Below are 20,664 nucleotides of genomic sequence, written 5' to 3'. Positions count from 1 at the left end.
CCCCTCAGTCCTCGTCGAGCACGACGACGGGCTTGATGCACCCGTCGAGCTTGGCGGAGAAGACGTGGTACCCCTCGGCGATGTGCTCGAGCGGGATGCGGTGCGTGACGATGTCCCGCGGCGTGAGGTACCCGGCGCGGATGTGCTCGAGCAGCCGGGGCCACTGGCGCTTGACCGGTGCCTGGTTCATCCGCAGCGTCAGGCCCTTGTTCAGCGCGTCGCCGAACTTCACCGACGTGAACAGCGGCCCGTAGGCACCCATCACGGAGACGGTCCCGCCCTTGCGGACGGCGTCGATCGCCCAGTTGAGCGCGACCGGCGAGCCGGCCTGGATCTTCAGCTGTGCGCCGGCGACGTGCTGGAGCAGGTTGCCGTCGGCCTCCGCGCCCACGGCGTCGATCACGCGGTCGGCCCCGAGCCAGTCGGTCTCCTTCTTCAGGTGCACGACGACGTCGTCCACCTCGGCGAAGTTCACCGTCTCGGCGAACGCGAACTCGCGCGCCTTCGCGAGCCGGTAGTCGAGGTGGTCCACGACGATCACCCGCCCGGCGCCCATGAGCCACGCCGACCGCGCCGCGAACAGGCCCACCGGCCCCGCGCCGAGGACCACGACCACGTCGCCCTCGACGATATCGGCGAGCTGCGCGCCGAAGTACCCGGTCGCGAGCGCGTCCGTGCACAGCAGCGCGTCCTCCTCGTGCAGCCAGTCGGGGATGACCGAGGGCCCCACGTCGGCGAACGGCACGCGCACGTACTGCGCCTGGCCTCCGTCGTAGCCGCCCGTGCTGTGCGAGTAGCCGTAGATGCCCCCGACCGCCGTCGCGTTGGGGTTGACGTTGTGGCAGTTGGAGTACAGGCCGCGCACGCAGAAGAAGCACGACCCGCAGTAGATGTTGAACGGCACCATCACGCGGTCCCCGACGCCGAGGTTCCGCACCGACGGGCCGACCTCCTCGACGACGCCCACGAACTCGTGCCCGAACGTGTGCCCGACGCGCGTGTCGGGCATGAGGCCGTGGTAGAGGTGCAGGTCGGACCCGCAGATCGCGGCCCGCGTCACGCGCACGACGGCGTCGTTCGGGTGCTCGATCCGGGGTTCCGGCTTCTCCTCGACCCGGACCTTGTACGGGCCGCGGTAGGTCATCGCTCGCATGGTCGCTCCGGGGGTGGTCGGCGGTCGGCCTCCCAGCCTGCCCCGGCTGCCCGCGCCCGCATCTCGGCGCGCGGGCCGCTCACCCGGCGGCGGGGCTCACCCCTGGTTCGGCGCGTCGAGGAACGCGCGCATGAGCGGGCCGGCCGTCGTGGAGCCGCCGTCGCCGGTCTCCACGAACACCGCGACGGCGAGGTCGCCCTGGACCGCGATCATCCACGCGTGGGCCTGCGTGCCGTCGCCGTACTGCGCGGTGCCGGTCTTGGCGCCGACCTCCTCGGGGAGGTCGGCGAGCATGTCGGCGGACCCGTCGGTGACGACGGAGCGCATGAGGCTGCGCAGGGTCGCCGCCTCGTCCGCGGTGAGGTCGCCGGACGGCTGCTCCGCCGCTGCGGGCTGCACGTCCGGGCGGACCATGACGGGCGCGACGCGGTGTCCGGCCGCGACGCTCGCCGCGACCGTCGCCATCCCCAGCGGCGAGGCGAGGACGCGCCCCTGCCCGATCATCGACGCCGCGTGGTCCGTCCCGTCGGCCTCGGCGGGCACGTCGCCGAAGAACGCCGGCGCGCCGAGGTCGGACTCGACCCCGAGGCCGAGCGACGCGGCGGCGTCGTGCAGCGCCTGCTGGGACACGGTGTCGCGCTGGCCGATCATCGCCGTGTTGCACGAGTTGGCGAACGCCGTGCGCAGCGGCACGTCGCCGAGCGCGGCCTCCGGGTAGCCGGGCACGTTCTGGAACGTGCGGCCGTCGACGGTGATCTCGGGCGGGCAGGCGACCGTCGTGTCGGGCGTGAGCCCCGCGCGCAGCATGGCGAGCGCCGTCGCGACCTTGAACGTCGAGCCGGGCGCGTACTGGCCCGTGGTGGCGGTCGACATGCCCTCGCCCGCGGTCCCGCTCGCGGCGGCGAGGACCTCGCCGGTGGACGGGCGGATCGCGACGATCGCGCTCGGCGACGCCTGCCCCGCGAGCACCTGCTCCGCCGCGACCTGCATGTCCGGGCGCAGCGTGGTGCGCAGCGGCACCCCGGCCACGGGCTCGACGGAGAAGACCTCGGTCGGTGCCGCGTCCGCCTCGCCGCCGTCGGGCACGACGGAGATCGAGACGCCCGGCGTGCCGCGCAGCTGCTCGTCGTACTGGCGCTGCAGGCCGGACAGGCCGACGGTGTCGCCGGCGACGACCGCGCCCTCGGACTCCTCGACGATCTCCGCCGTCGCCTGCCCCACGCGGCCGAGGATCGGGCGCGCGAACTCGCGCGTGGGCGCGAGCGGCAGCTCGTCGTCGATCACGGCGACGCCCTCGATCTGCCGCGCGGCCTCGACGTCGACGCCGGCCGTGTCCTCCGTGCGGACGGTGATCGCCTCGACGAAGGCCTTCTCCCCCGCGCCCGCGACGCGCTGCGCGAACTCCTCGGGGTCGATGCCGGCCACGCCGGCGAGCGCGCGGGCCGCGGCGTCCCAGCCGGCCGCGTCGACGCGCGTCTTGTCCACGCCGAGCCGGTACACGGGGCGCTCCGTGACGATCGGGGCGTCGTCGAGCCCGAGGATCTCGGCGCGCTCGGCGTGCACGCGCTCGACGGCGAGCCGGTCGTTCTGGCCGAGGTCGGGCACGAGCACGTCGGGCTCCCACGCCGCCTCCCAGCGGTCGGGGCCGTCCTCGCCCTCACCGGGCTCGGCGAACGTCAGGTCGACGGTGGTCGTGTACTCCCAGGCCGCCTCGTCGGTGACCTCCCACCGGTAGGCGAGCGTCGCCGTCGCACGCTCCCCCGCGTCCTCGCCCTCCTCGTCCAGCGCGACGTCGTCCACCTCGACCGTGTGCGCGAACGCGGCGACCGGCTCCAGGACGGCGTCGAGGTGGCCCTGCACGGCCTCGGCGGTGCCGTTGGAGAACGCGAGGCCGGCCACGTCACCCGCGGCGATGCCCGCGGCGAGGTCCGCCGCGGCGGCCTCGGGCTCCGGCCGGTCCGGCGAGCAGGCGGCGAGCGGCAGCGCGAGCACCGGGACGAGCAGCGCTGCGGCCACGCGACGCCGGACGGCGTGCGGACGGGTGCGAACGACGGTGGCCACGGATTCCCCCTGTTCCGGACGAGCGAGACAGGACGGACCGTATCCCACCCGACCCACGGGCCGGGGGGTCGTCGTCAGGTCGCCGCGCACTCTTCACCCGGCGTCCCCAAGCACGTCCGGCGGGTGCGGGAGCCGTGCTCCCGCACCCGCCGGAGGGCGTCGGACGACCCGGTCAGCGGCGGGCGGCCCCGGTCTGCGCGTCCGGTGCCGCGTCACCGGCCGGCGCCTCGGCGTGCGGGTGCATGCGCTCGAGCGCGGCACCCTCCACGTCGACGTCCGGCAGGATGCGGTCGAGCCAGCGCGGCAGCCACCACGCCGCGCCGCCGAGCAGGTGCATGAGCGCCGGGACGACGAGCATGCGCACGACGAACGCGTCGACGAGCACGCCGAACGCGAGCGCGAACCCGATCGGCCGGATCATCGCGTCGTGGGCGAAGATGAAGCCGCCGAAGACCGAGATCATGATGATCGCGGCCGCGGTGACCACGGAACGACCGGCACGGAAGCCCTGCACGACGGCGAGCCGCGCCGGCGCGCCGTGCGCGTACGCCTCCCGCATGCCGGAGCCGAGGAACAGCATGTAGTCCATCGCGAGGCCGAACAGCACGCCGACGAGGATCGTCGGCAGGAAGTTCAGCACCGGGCCGGGGGTCTCGACGCCGAACACCGGCGACAGCCAGCCCCACTGGTAGATCGCGACGACGCCGCCGAGCGCCGCGTAGTACGACAGGACGAAGCCGGCCGTCGCGATGAGCGGGACGAGCAGCGAGCGGAACACGACGACCAGGATGACGAGCGAGAGCCCGATGACGACCGCGAGGTAGAGCGGCAGCGCCGCCGAGAGCTTCTCGGAGATGTCGATGTTGCCGCTCGCGGCACCGGCAACGCCGAGCTCGACGTCGCCCTCCACGGTGTCCACGGTCACCGGCGACAGGTCGCGCAGGTGGTGGACGAGCTCCTCGGTGGACTCGCTCGTCGGGCCCTCGGTCGGGACCACCTGGAACGCGACGACCGTGCCGTCCTCCGACGCGGCGGCCGGGGCGACCGCGACGACGTCGTCCTGCGCGGCGAGCTGCTCGCCGATCGCGAGCTGCGTCGCGACGAGGTCCTCGTCCGCGACGGGCTCCGGCAGGTCGGCCACGACCAGGAGCGGTCCGTTGACGCCCGCGCCGAACTTCTCCGCGACCGTGGCGTAGGCCTGGTACTGGGTCGAGTCCGTCGGCTCGGACGAGCCGTCGGGAAGGTTGATCCGCAGGTCCAGCGCGGGGATCGCGACGACGCCGAGCAGCGCGACGCCGAGCACGACGCGGCCCACGGCCGCGGCGGTCGACATCGGGCGCAGGGGCTTGCCGCCGCCCGCCGTCGTGCCGTCCACCGGGCCGGCCGCGTGGGCGCCGTGCACCGGGACGAGCGACGCGCGCTCCTTGCGGTTGAGGATGCGCGGGCCGATGGCCGACAGCAGCGCCGGGGTGAGGGTCACGGCGACGAGCACGGCGACCGCGACGCTCGCGGCGCCGACCGTGCCCATGAGGCCGAGGAACGGGATGCCCGTGACGTTCAGGGCGAGCAGTGCGATGACGACGGTCGAGCCGGCGAAGACGACCGCGTTGCCGGAGGTGCCGTTCGCGAGCGCGACCGACTCCTCGACGTCGTAGCCCTCCTTGAGCTGCCGGCGGTGCCGGTTGACGATGAACAGCGCGTAGTCGATGCCGACGGCGAGGCCGAGCATGAGGCCGAGCACCGGGGTGACCGACGACATCTCGACGAGGCTCGAGAACGCGAGCGAGCCGAGCGCCGCGATGCCGACGCCCACGAGCGCGGTGAGGATCGGCAGGCCGGCCCCGACGAACGTGCCGAGCATGACCACGAGGACGATCGCGGCCACGACGAGGCCGACGATCTCGCCCGGCCCGATGATCGACGGGGCCTCCATCGAGATGTCCGAGCCGAAGTCGACGTGCACGCCGTCGATCCCCGCGACGCCCTCCTCGATCGCGTCGATCACCGCGTCCTTCGTCTCCTGCGAGACGTCGAACTGGTCCTCGGTGAAGACGACGTTCGCGACCGCGGCGTCACCCGACTCGGACACGACGCGGATCTCCGCCGCGAGGTCGAGCAGCGCCGAGCCCTGCTCCGCCTGGGCGGCGCCGGCCTCGAGCTCGGCGGCGCTCGCGTCGAGCTGCTCCTGCTGGGTCTCGATCTCCGCGAGCCCGGCGTCGATCTGCTGCTGCTGCGCGTCGAGCTGCGGTGCGGCGGCCTCGGCCTGCCCGGCCGCCTCGGCCTGGGCGCGCGCCGCGTCGAGCTGCGCTTGCCCCTGCTCGAGCTGCTCGCGCGCGGCGTCCAGCTGGGCCTGGCCCTGCGCGAGCTGCTCGCGGCCGGCGGCGACCTGCTGCTCGCCCTCGGCGATCTGCGCGGCCTGGGCCTCGCGGTCGGCCTCGGTGGCGAACGGGTCGACGACCGTCTCGACGCCCTCGACGTCCGCCACGTTGGCGAGCACGGCCGACACGTCCTGCTGCTGCGCGTCGGTGAACGGCTCCCCGTCGGTGGTGGTGAGGACGACGGTGCCGGTGCCCCCGGCGGCCTCGGGGATCTCGTCGGCCAGGCGGTCCGTGACCTCCTGCGTCGGCGTGCCCGGGATGGAGAAGCTGTCGGTCAGCGTGCCGCCGCCGAGCGCGAAGCCGGCGCCGGCGACGACCAGCACCGCGAGCCACGCCGCGATCACCGCCCGCACGTGCCGGGCCGCGCCGCGGCCGATGCGGTAGAGGAGCTCTGCCATGGTGTCCTTCCGAGGGATCAGTTCGTGCGGGGAGAGGTGTGCGGACGAGGGGTCTGAGGAGTGCTCTGCGGAGCGGGCGCGGGGGCGCCCGCGCTGGCGAGCATGCGCTCGAGGAGGCCCGACCAGACGGCGCGCGACCGCGCGTCCGCCCCGCCGGCGGTCTCGAGGAACCAGTACCGGTGCAGCACGACGAGGCTGCTCATCATCGACCCGACCGTGAGGTCGACGTCGAAGCGCTCGGCGTCGGGGTGCCGCTGCTGCAGGGCGTCCACGAGCGCCTCGCCCGTCTCGGAGAGCGAGCGCAGGAGGATCACGACCTCGTGCGGCGGGAGCGTCCGGGCACCGTCGTCGCACTCGCGCCAGTCGATGCCGAGCCCGCGGGTCAGGGACGACAGCGCGGGGACGAGGTCCGTCGCCCGCAGGGCCTGCGCCATGTCGGCGACCATCGCGACGTGCGGGTCGTCGCCCTGCGGCGGCGGGGTCGCCCCCATCGCCTCGACGACGCCGTGGAACGAGTCGGCGAGGACGGCCGCGACGACGTCGTCGAGGGACGCGAAGTGGTTGAAGACCGTGCGCCGGGAGACGTCGGCGCGGGCCGCGAGCTCGTCCACCGTGAAGTCGAGGCTCCGGGTGGCGTCCATGAGCGCCGCGGCGGCGTCGACGATCGCTCGCCGGGTGCGCGCCTTGAGGAGCGCACGGCGGTCGCCGGCGGGTGGAGGGGAGACGTCGGGCACGATCACTACACTAAGTGCAGCGTTGCACCGAGTGCACCGTCATGGCCGTGAGGCGTACGTCACGCCGGTGGCGTGCCGGTCGCCAGGGACGCGCCCATGCGCCCGACCGCCTCGGTGAGCAGGTCGATACTCGTCGCGAGGTTGAGCCGCACGTGCCCCTCGCCGCCCGGGCCGAACCGGCGCCCGTCCTCGAGCGCGACGCCCGCCCGGTCGAGGAACCACGCGCGCGGGTCGCGGCCCGCGTCGCCCGGCAGGTCGCGCGCGTCGAGCCAGGCGAGATACGTCGCCTCGCCGGGCCGGTACCGCACGGCCGGCAGGTGCTCGGCGAGGAGGTCGGTGAGGAGGTGGGCGTTGCGCTCGACGCCGGCCAGCACGGCGTCGAGCCACTCCTCGCCGTGGTCGAGCGCGGCGACGTGCGCGATGACCGAGACGTGCTGGACGCCGTGCCCGGCCTCCTCGGGGATGCGGCGAAGGTCGTCCGCGGCGCCCGGTCCGCCGACGGCGAGCGCCGCCTTGAGCCCGGCGAGGTTCCACGCCTTCGACGCGGAGACGACGGCGACCGCGTCGTCCGACCCGGGGACCGCGAGGAGCGGCGTGTGCGCCGTGGCCGGGCGGCCGTCGAGGCCCGGGCGCGTGACCGGCGCGTGGATCTCGTCGGCGACCACCCGGACGCCGTACTGCGCCGCGAGCGCCAGCGCCGCCTCGAGCTCGGCGGGCGTGTGCGCCGTGCCGGTCGGGTTGTGCGGGTTGCACAGGAGCCAGACGGCGCGGTGCCCGCTCCCGGCCCCGCGCCCGTGCGGGGTGGCGCCGGTCGCGTCGGCGAACGCGCGCTCGAGCGCGGCGAGGTCGAGGCGCAGGTCGGGGCCGAGGGGCGCGGCGACGACCCGGCGCCCCTCGTTCTGCGTGAAGCCGTAGAACGGCGGGTAGACGGGCGGGTTGACGACGACCGCGTCGCCGGGGGCCGTCAGCACCCGGACCACCTCGACGATCCCGAGCATGACGTCGGGAAGCGTGCGCGCCGTCGCGACGTCGGGCGACCAGCCCCACCGCCGTTGCGCGAACCGCGCGAACGCCTCGGCGTACGCGCTGCCGTGGTCGTACCCGGTGTCGCCGGCGCGCAGGGCCGCCGTCACGGCGTCGACCACGGGCTCGCACGGGGCGGCGTCCATCTCGGCGACCCACAGGGGGAGCACGTCGGGCCCGAAGGCCTGCCACTTCACCGACGTGCGGCGCCGCAGCTCGTCCAGCGTCGGCACGTCCAGCGGGGTGGCGGTCACGGTGGTGCGCGTCGGGTCCGGGCTCACACGGCCACCCTAGGTCGGCTCGGGCGCGGCGGCCCGGGCGCCGTCCGCCGGCGGGGCAGGCTCCTCGGCCGCGGCGTTGGCGGGGCTGGTGGCGAGCGCGACGCACCCGGCGACGGCGAGGACGGTCGCGGCCGCGGCGGGCACCGCCCAGCCGTCGCGCACGACGTCGCCGAGCACGACGAGCCCGACGGCGCCGGGGACGAGGACCTCCACGACGGACACCGTCGCGGCGACCGACCCCACGGCGCCCTTCTCGAGCGCGCGCAGGTAGCCGAGCACGCCGGCGGCGCCGGCCGCGACGATCGCGAGGGCGAGCGGCTGCAGGACGGTGTCGAGCAGGTCGCCCGACGCGTGCGCGCCGCGCGCGGCGATCGCCGCGACGGAGTAGCCGAGGCCGCCGAGCAGCGCGAGGAGGATCGGGTGGCCGCGCCGGTAGGCGAGGCCGACGCCTGCGAGCAGCACGACACCGGCGACGACCGTCGCCGTCGTGAACCCGGCGGGCGGCGTGGTGGCGGGCTGCTCGCCCGCCGAGAGGGCGAGGACGACGAGCGCGAGGACCACGACGGCGATCGCCACGAGGTCCGCGCGGCGCAGCGTTGCGCCGAGCACGAGGCGCGCCAGCACGACGACGGCCACGAGCGACGACGCCACGACCGCCTGCACGACGAACAGCGGCAGGTGGTCGAGGGCCAGCAGCGACAGCAGCCACGCGGCGCCGTCGAGCACGAGGCCGCCGACGACGAGCGGCTGCGCCATCGCGGCGAGCCCGTGGGCGCGCCGCGTCGCGACCGCCTGCATGATCGTGCTCACCGCGTACGCGACCGCGGCTCCCACGGCGGCCGCGACCGAGAGGATCACCCTCCGATGATCGGGGTCGCGGCCGAGGACCGCCACCCCGGCCGGGGTGCGGTCAGGCGCCGGGGTCGCGCCGCTCGCCCCGCGGGGTCGAGCCCTCGGCCGACGCGTCGTCCTCCGACGGGGCCGGCGTGCCGCGCCCGCGCGCGTGGGCGGGGCGGTCGTCGTCGTGCACCCAGCGCCACACGCGCGTCGAGACGAACCACACGACGGCGAGCGCGACGACCGCGATGACGATCTTCTGGAAGGTGCCGGCGTACTGCTCGACGACGTGCCAGTTCTCCCCGAGCGCGTACCCCGCGTACACGAAGATCGTGTTCCAGATCGCGCTGCCCGCCGCCGACAGTGCCGTGAACTTCCACAGCGGCATGCGCTCGACGCCCGCGGGGATCGAGATGAGGCTGCGGAAGATGGGGATGAAGCGGCCGAAGAACACGGTCGCGCCGCCGTGGCGCAGGAAGAACTGCTCGGTGCGGTCGACGTCCTCGACCTTGACGAGCGGGAGCCGCTCCGCGATCCACCGCGTCCGCTCGCGCCCGACGATCGCCCCGACCGCGTAGAGCGCGAGGGCACCGACGACGGAGCCTCCCGTCGTCCACACGATCGCCTCGACGAGGCCGAAGCTGCCCTGGCTCGCCGTGAAGCCGGCGAGCGGGAGGATGACCTCGCTCGGCAGCGGCGGGAAGAGGTTCTCGAGCGCGATCGCGAGGGCGGCACCGACGACGCCGAGCGTCTCCATGAGGTTCACCGCCCAGCCGGCGACCCCGTCGAGGGCCGGCTCCTGCGCCGCGGAGACGGTGGCGGGCAGGGCGTCGAGGAGTCCGGGGCGCATGGGTCTTGACCCTATGCGACGGCGCGTGGACGCACCGGCCCGACGGGAGCGAGACCGTGTGGAGGTCTGGTGCGGACGTCGGTCCGCGCCTCCTGACGCCGACGAGCGGAGTGGTTCGATGGGCGCGACGCCCGCGTCCGGCTCCACCGCCCCGTGAGGAGAGGCCCACCGTGCCTGCTGCGCCCCGCACCGCCCCGCCCGCGCTGGACCCCGTCGTGCTCGACGGTCTCGCGCCGGGCGACGCGTACGACCTCGAGCCCGGCGCCGACCTCGAGGGCTTCGAGATCACCGACCTGCGCCTCGACGCGGTGAACCTGGACGGGGCGAGCGTGTACGCCTCGCGCCTCGCGGGGGTGCGCGCCGACGAGGCCGACCTGCGGCACGCGACCCTGGGCGAGGTCGTCCTCGAGCGCCTCGACGTGCCCGTCGTGCAGGGCGTGCGCGGACGGTGGCGCGACGTCGAGCTGCGCGACGCGCGCCTGGGCTCGGCCGAGCTCTACGAGTCCACGTGGGACCGCGTGCACGTGGTCGGCTGCAAGCTCGGGTTCGTCAACCTCCGGGGCGCCGAGCTGCGCGATGTCCTGTTCACCGACTGCACGATCGACGAGCTGGACCTCGTGCAGGCGCGGGCGGCGCGCGTCGCGTTCGCCGGGACGTGCGTGCGGCGGCTCGACGTCCAGGCGTCGACGCTCGAGGACGTCGACCTGCGCGGCGCGGACCTCGACGCGGTCGCGGGCGTGCGCTCGCTCGCGGGCGCGACCGTGACCCCGGACCAGCTCGCGCGGCTCGCGCCGCTCCTCGCGGAAGGGCTCGGCATCACCGTCGACGACTGACGCACCGCGGCCGGCGCCCTTGCCCGCCGAGCACGGCGCGAGGACGATGATCCCGTGGCACGGCGGGGGCCCGCCCGTCGTCGGCATCGTCCCGCGCGAAGGAGCCCGACCATGACCGTGCAGCTCAGCCCCTACCTGACCTTCGACGGCGACGCCCGCGAGGCCATCGAGTTCTACGGCTCCGTGTTCGGCGCCCCGGCGGACATCAGCACCTACGGCTCGTCGGGCGGCGTCGACGACCCCGCCCAGGCGGACAAGGTCATGCACTCCCAGGTCGATGTGCCCGGCGTCGGCACCGTGATGGCGTCCGACGTCCCGCCGGGCACGCCCGTGGGCCTCAACCCGTCGATCGCCCTGTCGGGCGGGCCGGACGAGAGCGAGCGGCTCCACCGGTGGTTCGCCGCGCTGTCCGACGGCGGCACGAACGCCATGCCGATCGAGACCGCGCCGTGGGGCGACGAGTTCGGCATGGTCACCGACCGGTTCGGCGTCGTCTGGATGGTCAACGTGGCCGGGGCGGCGCCCCGGACCTGACGGCTCACCGACCGGCCGGCCGGGGTGGAGCCCTGGTCGGCGACCAGGGCTCCACCGTGGGACGGGGTCCTGCTCCGCGGGCGTCAGCCGCAGGTGAGCGCGTCGTACGGCGCGTCGACCTCGGTGGTCACCGTCTCGCCGTCGACCTCGCCCGTCGCCGTGACGGTCGCGGAGCCGGCGTCGACCGACCCGGCCCGGACCGCGAACGACTGGTAGGCGTTCGCGCCCGGCTGGACGCCCGCGACGGTCTTGGAGCCGAACGGCGTGTCGAGCGTGACGTCGAGCGCCACGTCGCTGCCGTTCGTCGCCCGGACCGCGACGTACACCTTGCCGGCGAGGCAGCGGGCCTGCGCCGTCGCGGTCACGTCGAGCTCCGGCTCCTCGCCGTCGTCGCCCGCGTGGACCGCCGCGACCTCGTCGGCCGACAGCGCGCGGTCGAAGACCCGCACGTCGTCGATCGTGCCGGGCCAGTAGTCCACCGGGTTGCCGCCCCACTGGCCGCGGCCGATGGTGAGCGGGCCGGACGGTGACGTGCCGCCGCAGACGCTGGACTGCCCGACCTGCTCGCCGTTGACGAACAGGGTGAGGGTCTGCGCGTCCGCGTCGCGGACGCCGACGACGTGGTACCAGTCGCCCAGGACCGGCTGCACGACGTACTCGGCCCGCGGCTCGCCGTCGTAGGAGAAGGCGAACCGGCCGCCGCCGCCGTACTGGAGGTAGAACGCGCTCGAGCCGGTGACCGAGTCCTGGCCGACGATCGTCGCCCAGTTGCCCGGGATGCGGTCGAGCTGGACCCACGCCGAGACCGTGTAGGAGCCGGTCGTGTCGAGCACCGGGCCCTCCGTCGCGAACGACTGGTTCGTGCCGTTCAGCTTCAGCGCGGTCCCGGCGTCGCCGTGACCGGTCACCCAGGTGCCGGTGCCCGACGCCGGGTGGTCGCCCACCGAGTCCGCCGCCGTGGTGCCCTGGCCCTCGTCGAACGACCAGCGCCCGACGCCGGTGAGCCCGGGCGTGCCCGGGTCGGCCGGCTCGACGCCCTGGCGGGCCGCGGCGATGACGCGCTCGTTGACGTCCTTCACGCGCGCCGCGTCCATCTTGAGGACCTTGCGGTCGTACGTCCAGAAGCCGTTGAGCTCGTTCTCCACGTCGGAGATCTCCGTGTACACCGAGCCCGAGAGGTAGCACTGCGCGGGCCGCACGAGCTTCTCGGTGTTCGCGACGTACGCGTCGGTGAGCGCCTCGGAGTCCGCGACGCCGCCGTACGGGTTCGCCGAGACGCCCGGCCACATGTGGCCCGGGACGCTGAGCGAGAAGCCGCCGTGCTCGCCGTCGATCGACGCACGCGTGGCGTCCGGCCGCGGCGTCGCCGGTCCGGTGTACATGTGGTGGTCGATGATGTCGCCGGTCCTCGAGTCACCCTTCGACGCGCAGCAGTTGTAGCCCGAGTGCGTGTTGAGGATGCGGCTCGGGTCGTACGCGTCGATCTCGTTGCCGATGCGCGCGGTCTCGGCGAGGTCCCACTCGCCCCAGCCCTCGTTGAACGTCACCCAGCCGACGATGGACGGCACCGACCGGAGCTGGTCGATGATCTCCTTCATCTCCGCCTCCCAGAACGTGCGGGACGCGGGGTCGGTGTCGCCGTTCGCGAACCAGCCGCTCGGGATGTCCTGCCACACCATCACGCCCAGACGGTCGGTGTGGTAGTAGAACCGCGCCGGCTCGACCTTGATGTGCTTGCGCAGCGTGTTGAACCCGAGGTCCTTGTGGGCCTGGATGTCGTGCACGTACGCCTCGTCGGACGCGGGCGTGTAGATGCCGTCCGGCCAGTAGCCCTGGTCGAGCGTGGACATGAGGTACGTCAGCTCGCCGTTGAGGAGGATGCGGTTGACCCCGTCCACCTCGTCGACCTCGATCGAGCGCATGCCCGCGTAGGAGGCCACCGTGTCCGTGACGTCCCCGTCGGTGAGGGTGACGTCGACGTCGTACAGGTACGGGTCCTCCGGCGACCACAGGTGGGCGTCCGGCACCTCGACGACGAGCTGCTCGTTCGCCGTGCCCGTCGCCGTGCCGACCTCGGCGCCCTCGGCGTCGCGGATCACCGCGGTGACGGTCGCGCCGTCGGACGCGTCCGCCGACTGCACGGTCACCGCGAGGATGCCGGCCTCGATGTCCGGCGTCGTGACGACGGCGTCGATCGCCGCCGCCGGCACGGGCTCCATCCACACCGTCTGCCAGATGCCCGACGTCGGGGTGTAGAAGATGCCGCCCGGGTTGAGCGTCTGCTTGCCGACGGCCTGGTTGCTGCCGTCGGTCGTGTCGACGACGCGCACGACGAGCTCCTGCTCGGCGCCCGGGACGAGCGCGTCCGTGACGTCGAACGAGAAGGCGTCGTAGCCGCCGCGGTGCGAGCCGACCTCGGTGCCGTTGAGGTAGACGGTCGCCTCGTAGTCCACGGCGCCGAAGTTGAGGCGCAGGCGGTTCGCGCCGCCGCCGACGGCCCAGTCCTCGGGCACCGTGATCGTGCGGCGGTACACCATGTCGTCCTCGCGGCGCTCGATGCCCGACAGCGCGGACTCGACGGCGTAGGGGACGACGATCTCCTCCGCGAGGGCCTCGCCCGGGGCGGGGACCCAGTCGTCGCCCGCGCCCTCGGGCGCCGGCTCGAACTCCCAGACCCCGTTGAGGTTCTCCCACGCCTCGCGCGCCATCTGCGGGCGCGGGTACTCGGGCAGCGGGTTCTCGGGGTCGAAGTCGTCCGCCCACGGCGTCGCGAGGCGGTACTCCGAGCCGTTCTCGACCGGGAGGTTGAGCGACCCGACCGGCTCACCGCCCACCGTGAGGCCGCCCTCGCCGTCGTAGACGAGGCGGACCGACGACGCGCGGTCGACCGGTGCGCCGATCGTCACGCCGAGGACGTCGTCCTGCGCCGCGACGTCCGCGACCGGCCACGCAAGCGCGTCGACCTGGACCCGGAGGTGCTCGGCGAGGCTCTCGTCGACGCCGCCCACGACGTCCTCGAACGCGACGTTCAGGCTCGTGCCGTCGGCCTCGAGCGAGGCCGCGGCCGGGAAGACGACGAAGTCCTCGGGGTAGGCGAAGGCGTCGGTCGGCACGATCTCACGCTCCTGCGAGGGGCTCTGCCACCGCAACCGCAGGTGGGAGCCGCCCGTGTTCTGGAACATCTCCATGCGGAACTCGTACGCCTGCCCCGCCTGGAGCTCGATCGGCGCGGACGAGTGCTCGACGTCCCAGTCGTCGACCCAGTGGTCGATGACGAGCTGGTCGTCGATCCACAGGCGGAAGCCGTTGTCGCCGATCGCGGAGAACGTGTAGGCCTCGCTGAAGTCGGGCGTGATCGTCCCGGTCCAGCGGGCGGCGGTGCGCTCGCCGCGCCCCGTGAGCTCCTGGAACGTCGGCACGAGGTTCTGGAACTCGATCCGCTCGTCCGGGATGGTGGCGCGCAGATCCTCCAGCGGCCAGGCCGGCCCCCCGGACAGGAAGTACTCCCCCTTGAGCCCGTGCTGGGTCTGCGGCTCCTCGGCGGCGGGCTCGTCCGCCGGGGCCTGCGGGAGCGCTCCGGCCGTCGTCGCCGAGACGGCGGCGAGCGGGACGGTCAGCGCGGCGGCGAGGGCGGCCGCCAGCAGTCTCTGCCGACGCCCCCGTCGCGGTGATATCGCTGTCAGGCGATGCATGCGTGGTCCTCCTCGTCGAGTGATCACCGTGCCGAGCGGTGCGTGCGGACCACCGTGGTCCGGGTGTCCCGGCCTCCGTTGGCCAGGACGTCGAGCACCGCTCACCAGAATCAAACAACTTCCACCACAGATGCACAACACCTTCCGGCGACGTCGTCCGCCGACCGGCACGGCCCCTGCTGCCCGACGGTGGCGTGCGCGCCTGTGTCGGCACCGCGGGGCATTGTGGTGCGGTGACCCCCGACCGCGTGCTGCGCGCTCCCGTGCTGCGCGCACGGGCGACGGTCGCGCACCTCGACGCCGACGCGTTCTTCGCGGCGGTCGAGCAGCACCAGCGCCCGTCCCTGCGCGGGCGACCCGTGCTCGTCGGCGGGGTCGGCCCCCGGAGCGTCGTCGCGACGGCGTCCTACGAGGCGCGCGTGCACGGCGCGCGGTCCGCGATGCCGATGGAGCTCGCGCGGCGGCTGTGCCCGCCGTCGACCGTCGTGGTCGTGCCGCGGTTCGCGGCGTACGCGGCGTACTCGGCGCGGATCATGGCGGCGCTGCGCGAGGTCACGGACGTCGTCGAGCAGGTGAGCATCGACGAAGCGTTCGCCGACCTCGACGCCGCGGCCGGCCCGGGAACGGACCTCGAGGCCCTCGCGCAGGGCATCCGGGCGCGGGCGCTCGAGCTGAGCGGCCTGCCGGTCTCCCTCGGCCTCGGCCGGTCCAAGCTCGTCGCGAAGCTCGCGTCGGAGGCCGCGAAGCCGGGCGGGGTCCGGGTCGTGGGCGCCGAGGACGAGGAGGACTTCCTGCTCGCGATGCCGGTCCGGGCGCTGTGGGGCGTTGGACCCGTGTCGGCGGCACGCCTCGACGAGCTCGGCGTGCGCACCGTCGCTGACCTGCGCCGGCAGCCGCTCGACACCCTCCTCATGGTGGCCGGCGAGGCCGGCGGCACGAACCTCTACCGGATCGCGCGCGGCTGGGACGACCGCCCTGTGACCACCGTGCGCGAGCGCAAGTCCGCCGGCGCCGAGCACACGTTCGACACCGACCTGCACGGACGGGCCGCGATCGCGCGGGCGCTCGACCGGGTCGTCGACTCCGCGCTCGCGCGCCTGGAGAGCCACGGGACCGCCGCGCGGACCGTCGTCGTCAAGGTGCGCCTCGCGTCGTTCACGACGCTCACGCGGTCGGTCACCCTGCCGCGCCCGACGTCGGACGAGGGCGCGCTGCGCGCGGCGGCCCACCGGGCTCTGGTGCTCGCCGACGTCACCGAGCCGGTGCGGCTGCTCGGGACGTCGTTCCACGCGCTGTCCGAGCACGCGCAGCTCATGCTCCCGCTCGACGACGACGCTCCGCCCGCGAAGCCGCCGACCGGCCGGGACGCCTCCGGCCTCGAGGACGCCCCGCCCCCGGCCGAGGCCAGCCGGTGGCCGCGGCGCGCCGCCGCGTCGGACGTCGCGCCGGGGCTCGACGTGCAGACGGCCGCCGACGGCCGGGGCTGGGTGGTGCGCGTCGGCGACGACGGCCGCGTCGCGGTGCGCTTCGAGACGGCGCGAACGGGCCCCGGCTACCAGCGCTGGGTCGACCCCGAGGCCGAGGAGCTGCTGCTCGTCCCGCCGCTCGGGCCCGACGGGGAGGTGGCGGGAGAAGAGGCGGTCCCGGGCGAGACGACCGGCGAGGACGCACCCTGAGCATGAGAGGCGCCCGGAGAATGAGAGGCGCCCTCGTCCGCAGGGGGATGGACGAGGGCGCCGACGGCGATGCAGGGGCTCACCGTTGGATCCAGCGTACGGGCCGATCTGGACGCTCGTCCAGGTGGAAGGCGGGTGAACTCCCGGGGCCCGTCGCGAGCAGCGCGAACGCCGTTCCGGGCGCTGCGGCGTCAGGTGTGGATGAGCTCGCGCCAGTTCGCCGGCATGCGGTCGACCGGCCCGGGGGACTCCTGCTCGGGCGGGCGCGAGAGCGGCGCCGCGAGGTGCGGCCCCTCGAGCACCTGTTCCGTCTCGAAGTCCCAGAACCAGTCCTCGCCGGGCTCGAACGACCGCATGAGCCGGTGGCCCGTCGCCTCGTAGTGCGCGGTCGCGTGCTGCTCGGGCGAGGTGTCGCAGCACCCCACGTGCCCGCACGTCGCGCAGCGTCGCAGGTGCACCCACCAGCCGCCGGCGGCGTCGCACTCGGCGCACACCGTCCCGCTCGGGCGGACGTTCGGCCGCACGGCTGATTGCAGCGCCGCCGCGAGCGCGGGGTCGTCGAGCCCGTCGCCGTTGACGTTCGGTGCCCGGTCCGCCGTCATCTGGCGCCCGCACCCGCTGCTCTGACCACGGCCGTCCACGACTCGGGTTCGAGCTCGGGCGCGGGTGCGGCGTCGGACCAGGCACGGCAGTCGTCGATCGTCGCCGTGAGCAGGTCGCGCAGCCGCTCGTCCGGGTTCGGCACGCACGCCTCGGCGATGCCCTGGACGGCCGCGGAGATGATGCTCGGCGCGGCGTCCCGGACGAACCGGCTGGGGCGCAGCCGGGCGCCCTCGCAGAACCGCTGCGCCCAGCGCGCGGTGCGCGGGCAGGTCGCGAGCGCGTCCGCCGACTCGGCGCTGAGCGTGCCGGCCGGGCGGTCGTCGAGGACGTCGAGCATGCGCTCCGCGCCGATGATCGCGACCGCGAGCGTCTGCTGGCGCTCGGCGGGCGAGATCGGCAGCGCGGTCTGCGCGGCGCGCAGCGCGATGCGGACGTCCCAGTGCGGGTCGTCGCTCGTCAGCCCGATGACGGACGGGATCAGCGGCGCGAGCTTCGGCCGCTCCGGGTCCACCGTCAGGTCGTTGACCGCGCGGGCCAGCATGGCGAGCAGCGGATGGGTGCACCGGGGATGGTCGCTCCAGCGCTCCCCCGCGAGATAGGACGCGAGCTCCATGAAGCACGCGCCCTTCTTCGGGTTGCGGTGCTTGCCACGGCCCAGCATCGGCAGCATGTCGTAGGTGTCGGTCACGAGGTCACCCCCAGGTCGCCCCACACGGCGGGTCCGGTCACCCCCAGTGTGCGACCGGCCCGGGACGTTGGCAACGGGAACGTGACGTGGACCACACCCGGTGCAGGAGGCGAGCGAGGCGGCCCTCGTGCAGGGCCTCTGCCGGGGTCCGGAACCGCTCCGCCAGGCGCGTCTGAGGTACCTCAGACCCGGCGTGGGCGTCCGCCACCCCGCATCTGAGGCCTCCCCCCGGTCGACCGTGCCCGGACGACCGATCCTCGGCACGGGGGCTCAGGACGACCGTGGTCGTCAGGCAGGCAGGGAGCCTGCGGGACGGGGACGACCATGAGCATGCAGTTCGGCCCGGCCTTCGAGGCCGAGCTCTCCTACCACCAGCAGCGGCTGCGCGAGGACTACCAGCGGGGCGAGCCCGTGCTGCTGCACTGGCTGCGCGGACGCCGGAACCGGCACACCGGCACCACGCGGTGACCGCCGCCCCGGCCGCGACCGGGAATCCCCCTGGCCCGGTGTCGGTGCGCGCTGGGAGGATGTGGTCCGTGCCCCGACCTTCCGCGCGTGCGCCGTTCGTGGCCCGTGACGCCGAGCTCGACCAGCTCGCCGCCGCGGTGGAGCGTGCGCGGCGCGGCGAGCCCGGCGTCGTCCTCGTCGGCGCCGACGCGGGCGTCGGCAAGACGCGCCTGCTGACGCGGGCGGCCGAGCTCGCCGCCGAGCGCGGCGCGGCGGTGGTCTGGAGCCACTGCGTCGACCTGGGCGAGGTCGGCCTGCCCTACCTGCCGTTCACCGAGGCGCTCACCACGCTGCGCGCGGCGCACGACGCCGTGGACGCGACGGTCACCGCCCGGCCCGCCCTCGCGCGCCTGCTCGACGCGACGCTGCCGGCCGACGGCGAGCAGAGCCAGGCCGAGCGCCTCCAGCTCTTCGAGTCCATCGCGGCGGCGCTCGCGGCGTCGGGCTCGGCGGACGCGCCGCTCGTGCTCGTCGTCGAGGACCTGCACTGGGCGGACCCGTCGAGCCGCGACGTCCTGCGCTTCGTCGTCGCGCGCCTGCGCACCGAGCACGTGCTCGTCGTCGCGAGCTACCGCACGGACGACCTGCACCGGCGCCACCCGCTGCGCCCCGTGCTCGCCGAGCTGCGCCGGCACCCGCGCGTCGAGCACGTCGACCTCCAGCCGTTCACCGCGGCGGAGCTGCGCGCCTTCACCACGGCCGTCGCGGGCGGGCGCCTCGGCGAGGCCGCGTTCGAGTCGGTCCGCACGCGCTCGGAGGGCAACGCCTACTTCGCCGAGGAGCTCGTCGAGGCCGGGCCCGACGGCGAGCTCCCGTGGTCCCTCGCCGACGTCCTGCGGGCACGCCTCGAGTCGCTCGACCCCGCCGTCCAGCAGCTCGTGCGGGCCGCGTCCGTCTCGGGCCGGCAGGTCTCCGAGCCGCTCCTGCGCGCCGTCCTCGCGGAGGACGCGTCGTTCGACGACGACCCCGGCGCGTTCGACCGGGCCCTGCGCGAGGCGATCGCGCACCACGTCCTCGCGATCGAGAGCGACCCCGGCGGCGAGCGGCGCGACACCGTCGTGTTCCGGCACGCCCTGCTCGCGGAGGCCGTCGCGTCCGACCTGCTCCCCGGGGAGCGCGTCGGCGTGCACCGGTCGTACCTCGACGCGCTCGACCACGACCGCACCCTCGGCTCCCCCGCGCTGCGCGCCCACCACGCCCTCGCCGCGCACGACCTGCCCGCCGCGCTCGTCGCGTCGCGCGCCGCCGCCCGCAAGGCCGCGCGCGTCCTGGCGCCCGCGGAGGAGCTGCGCCACCTCGAGCAGGTGCTCTCCCTGTGGGCGGCCGTGCCGGACGCCGCCGAGACGCTCGGCGAGGACCGCGTCGCCGTCGCCCTCGCCGCCGCGGGAGCGGCGAGCCGGGCGGGAGACCCCGACCGCGCCGTCGCGCTGGCCCGCAAGGTCGTCGAGGCGACCGCCGACGACCCGCTGCGCCAGGCGTCGCTGCGCCACGTGCTGTCCCGGTACCTGCTCGGCACCGAGCGCGTGGAGGAGGTGCTCGCGCACACCGAGGCGGCCCTCGCGATCCTGCCCGCCGACCCGCCGTCGCTCGACCGGGCCTGGACGCTCGCCATGCGGGCGCGCGCGGCGCTCAACGCGGACCAGGACGAGCTTGCGACCGACGTCGCGGCCGAGGCGCTCGCGGAGGCCCACCGCGTGGACGCGCCCGACGTCGAGGCCGACGTGCTGACGACCATGGCGGTCCTCGAGGTCGAGGACGACGACCGCGCCGCCCAGCTCCTCGCCCAGGCGCGCGAGCGCGCCGTGGACGCGGGCGACATCCTCACCGAGCTCCGGTGCTGGTACAACATCGCCGCCAACCGCTACTACGCGGGGCGGCTCGACGACGCGCTGCGCATCACGCGCGACGGTCTCGACCGCGCACGGGCCACCGGGATCGGCTGGAGCGTCTACGGCGTCGAGCTGCGCCTCTTCGTCGACCTCGCCCGGTACGCGCTCGGCGACCTCACGCCCACGGCCGCGTCCGGCGAGACCGTGCCGGAGAGCTCCGTACCCAGCCTGTCCTGCGTGCAGCTGTACGCCGCCGTCGCTCGCGGCGACGCGGACGCCGTCGAGCGTGGCACGGCGCTGCGCCGCGACTGGTCCCGTGACGGGCAGATCGCCCTCATCTCCGGCGGCTGCTCGATCGACGCCCTCACGTGGGCGGGCCGCTACGACGAGGCCGTGGACCTCGCCGTCGAGCTGGTGGAGTACCTGGGCCGCACGTGGAGCGACTACTTCCTCGGCCGCATCTGGATCTCCGCGCTGGCCCTTGCGGCGCTCGCCGACGCCGCGGACGCGGCGCGGCTGCAGGGCGCCGGCGGGTCGCCGGAGGTCGCCGACCTCGTCGAGCGCGGCCACGCCCTGCTCGGCGCCGC

Annotated in this window: 15 protein-coding genes; 5 read left to right on the top strand and 10 right to left on the bottom strand. The window is 74.8% G+C overall.

All coding sequences use genetic code 11. The features are described 5' to 3' along the window. Positions 1–4: 4 nt before the first annotated feature. From JZ5iCDA_RS04810 to JZ5iCDA_RS04780, 7 genes are all read right to left on the bottom strand, one after another. The gene (locus JZ5iCDA_RS04810; RefSeq protein ID WP_069386121.1) at positions 5–1,153 is read right to left on the bottom strand and encodes a zinc-dependent alcohol dehydrogenase; all 1,149 of its coding nucleotides are present in this window, start codon (positions 1,151–1,153) and stop codon (positions 5–7) included. A 96-nt stretch (positions 1,154–1,249) separates the two neighbouring features. Then, complete coding sequence (locus JZ5iCDA_RS04805; protein WP_069386120.1) at positions 1,250–3,214, bottom strand: penicillin-binding transpeptidase domain-containing protein; 1,965 nt, start codon at positions 3,212–3,214, stop codon at positions 1,250–1,252. Between the two features lie 172 nt (positions 3,215–3,386). After that, complete coding sequence (locus JZ5iCDA_RS04800; RefSeq protein WP_069386119.1) at positions 3,387–5,990, bottom strand: MMPL family transporter; 2,604 nt, start codon at positions 5,988–5,990, stop codon at positions 3,387–3,389. 17 nt (positions 5,991–6,007) lie between these two features. After that, positions 6,008–6,724 (bottom strand): TetR/AcrR family transcriptional regulator, encoded by a 717-nt coding sequence (locus JZ5iCDA_RS04795; RefSeq protein ID WP_139122959.1) that lies wholly within the window; start codon positions 6,722–6,724, stop codon positions 6,008–6,010. 59 nt (positions 6,725–6,783) lie between these two features. Next, positions 6,784–8,028 (bottom strand): MalY/PatB family protein, encoded by a 1,245-nt coding sequence (locus JZ5iCDA_RS04790; RefSeq protein WP_069386118.1) that lies wholly within the window; start codon positions 8,026–8,028, stop codon positions 6,784–6,786. Between the two features lie 9 nt (positions 8,029–8,037). Continuing rightward, positions 8,038–8,886, bottom strand: a complete 849-nt coding sequence (locus tag JZ5iCDA_RS04785) for a hypothetical protein (RefSeq protein ID WP_069386117.1) — start codon at positions 8,884–8,886, stop codon at positions 8,038–8,040. Positions 8,887–8,938: 52 nt separating this feature from the next. Further along, positions 8,939–9,715 carry a DedA family protein gene (locus JZ5iCDA_RS04780; RefSeq protein ID WP_069386116.1) on the bottom strand — a complete coding sequence of 259 codons (777 nt, stop codon included), beginning with the start codon at positions 9,713–9,715 and terminating at the stop codon, positions 8,939–8,941. 170 nt (positions 9,716–9,885) lie between these two features. On the opposite strand from JZ5iCDA_RS04780, the gene JZ5iCDA_RS04775 reads away from it, so the two are divergent. Continuing rightward, positions 9,886–10,548, top strand: coding sequence for a pentapeptide repeat-containing protein (locus JZ5iCDA_RS04775; protein ID WP_069386115.1), 663 nt, complete (start codon positions 9,886–9,888; stop codon positions 10,546–10,548). Between the two features lie 111 nt (positions 10,549–10,659). Then, complete coding sequence (locus tag JZ5iCDA_RS04770; protein WP_069386114.1) at positions 10,660–11,082, top strand: VOC family protein; 423 nt, start codon at positions 10,660–10,662, stop codon at positions 11,080–11,082. Between the two features lie 83 nt (positions 11,083–11,165). On the opposite strand, the gene JZ5iCDA_RS04765 is transcribed toward JZ5iCDA_RS04770, so the two are convergent. After that, complete coding sequence (locus tag JZ5iCDA_RS04765) at positions 11,166–14,774, bottom strand: LamG-like jellyroll fold domain-containing protein (RefSeq protein WP_069386113.1); 3,609 nt, start codon at positions 14,772–14,774, stop codon at positions 11,166–11,168. Between the two features lie 233 nt (positions 14,775–15,007). Here JZ5iCDA_RS04765 and JZ5iCDA_RS04760 point away from each other — a divergent pair, with 233 nt between their 5' ends. Then, positions 15,008–16,450 (top strand): DNA polymerase IV, encoded by a 1,443-nt coding sequence (locus JZ5iCDA_RS04760; protein ID WP_171905299.1) that lies wholly within the window; start codon positions 15,008–15,010, stop codon positions 16,448–16,450. A gap of 191 nt (positions 16,451–16,641) precedes the next feature. Here the strand turns inward: JZ5iCDA_RS04760 and JZ5iCDA_RS04755 are convergent, their stop codons facing one another. Both JZ5iCDA_RS04755 and JZ5iCDA_RS04750 read right to left on the bottom strand, forming a co-directional pair. Continuing rightward, positions 16,642–17,052: a UBP-type zinc finger domain-containing protein gene (locus JZ5iCDA_RS04755; RefSeq protein ID WP_139122958.1), complete on the bottom strand. Its 411-nt coding sequence runs from the start codon at positions 17,050–17,052 to the stop codon at positions 16,642–16,644. Continuing rightward, positions 17,049–17,741 carry a hypothetical protein gene (locus JZ5iCDA_RS04750; RefSeq protein ID WP_253181959.1) on the bottom strand — a complete coding sequence of 231 codons (693 nt, stop codon included), beginning with the start codon at positions 17,739–17,741 and terminating at the stop codon, positions 17,049–17,051. Before JZ5iCDA_RS04750 ends, JZ5iCDA_RS04755 begins: the two co-directional genes overlap by 4 nt. A 324-nt stretch (positions 17,742–18,065) precedes the next feature. Between JZ5iCDA_RS04750 and JZ5iCDA_RS18750 the strand changes: the two genes are divergently transcribed. Together JZ5iCDA_RS18750 and JZ5iCDA_RS04745 are read left to right on the top strand one after the other, a co-directional pair. Beyond that, complete coding sequence (locus tag JZ5iCDA_RS18750; protein ID WP_171905298.1) at positions 18,066–18,209, top strand: hypothetical protein; 144 nt, start codon at positions 18,066–18,068, stop codon at positions 18,207–18,209. Positions 18,210–18,277: 68 nt separating this feature from the next. Further along, positions 18,278–20,664 (top strand): ATP-binding protein (locus JZ5iCDA_RS04745; RefSeq protein WP_253181958.1); only part of this gene is annotated, 2,387 nt, incomplete at its 3' end.

This window comes from Cellulosimicrobium cellulans, assembly GCF_001722485.1.
Classification (GTDB): domain Bacteria; phylum Actinomycetota; class Actinomycetes; order Actinomycetales; family Cellulomonadaceae; genus Cellulosimicrobium; species Cellulosimicrobium cellulans_A.
The sequence above is the reverse complement of the archived record's forward strand: the minus strand, read 5'-3'. Positions and strand labels throughout refer to the sequence as shown.

Coding starts and splice junctions, on each gene's coding strand:
- JZ5iCDA_RS04810 (WP_069386121.1), bottom strand. CDS start 1,153: ATGCGAGCGATGACCTACCGCGGCCCGTACAAGGTCCGGGTCGAGGAG.
- JZ5iCDA_RS04800 (WP_069386119.1), bottom strand. CDS start 5,990: ATGGCAGAGCTCCTCTACCGCATCGGCCGCGGCGCGGCCCGGCACGTG.
- JZ5iCDA_RS04780 (WP_069386116.1), bottom strand. CDS start 9,715: ATGCGCCCCGGACTCCTCGACGCCCTGCCCGCCACCGTCTCCGCGGCG.
- JZ5iCDA_RS04770 (WP_069386114.1), top strand. CDS start 10,660: ATGACCGTGCAGCTCAGCCCCTACCTGACCTTCGACGGCGACGCCCGC.
- JZ5iCDA_RS04765 (WP_069386113.1), bottom strand. CDS start 14,774: ATGCATCGCCTGACAGCGATATCACCGCGACGGGGGCGTCGGCAGAGA.
- JZ5iCDA_RS04755 (WP_139122958.1), bottom strand. CDS start 17,052: ATGACGGCGGACCGGGCACCGAACGTCAACGGCGACGGGCTCGACGAC.
- JZ5iCDA_RS18750 (WP_171905298.1), top strand. CDS start 18,066: ATGAGCATGCAGTTCGGCCCGGCCTTCGAGGCCGAGCTCTCCTACCAC.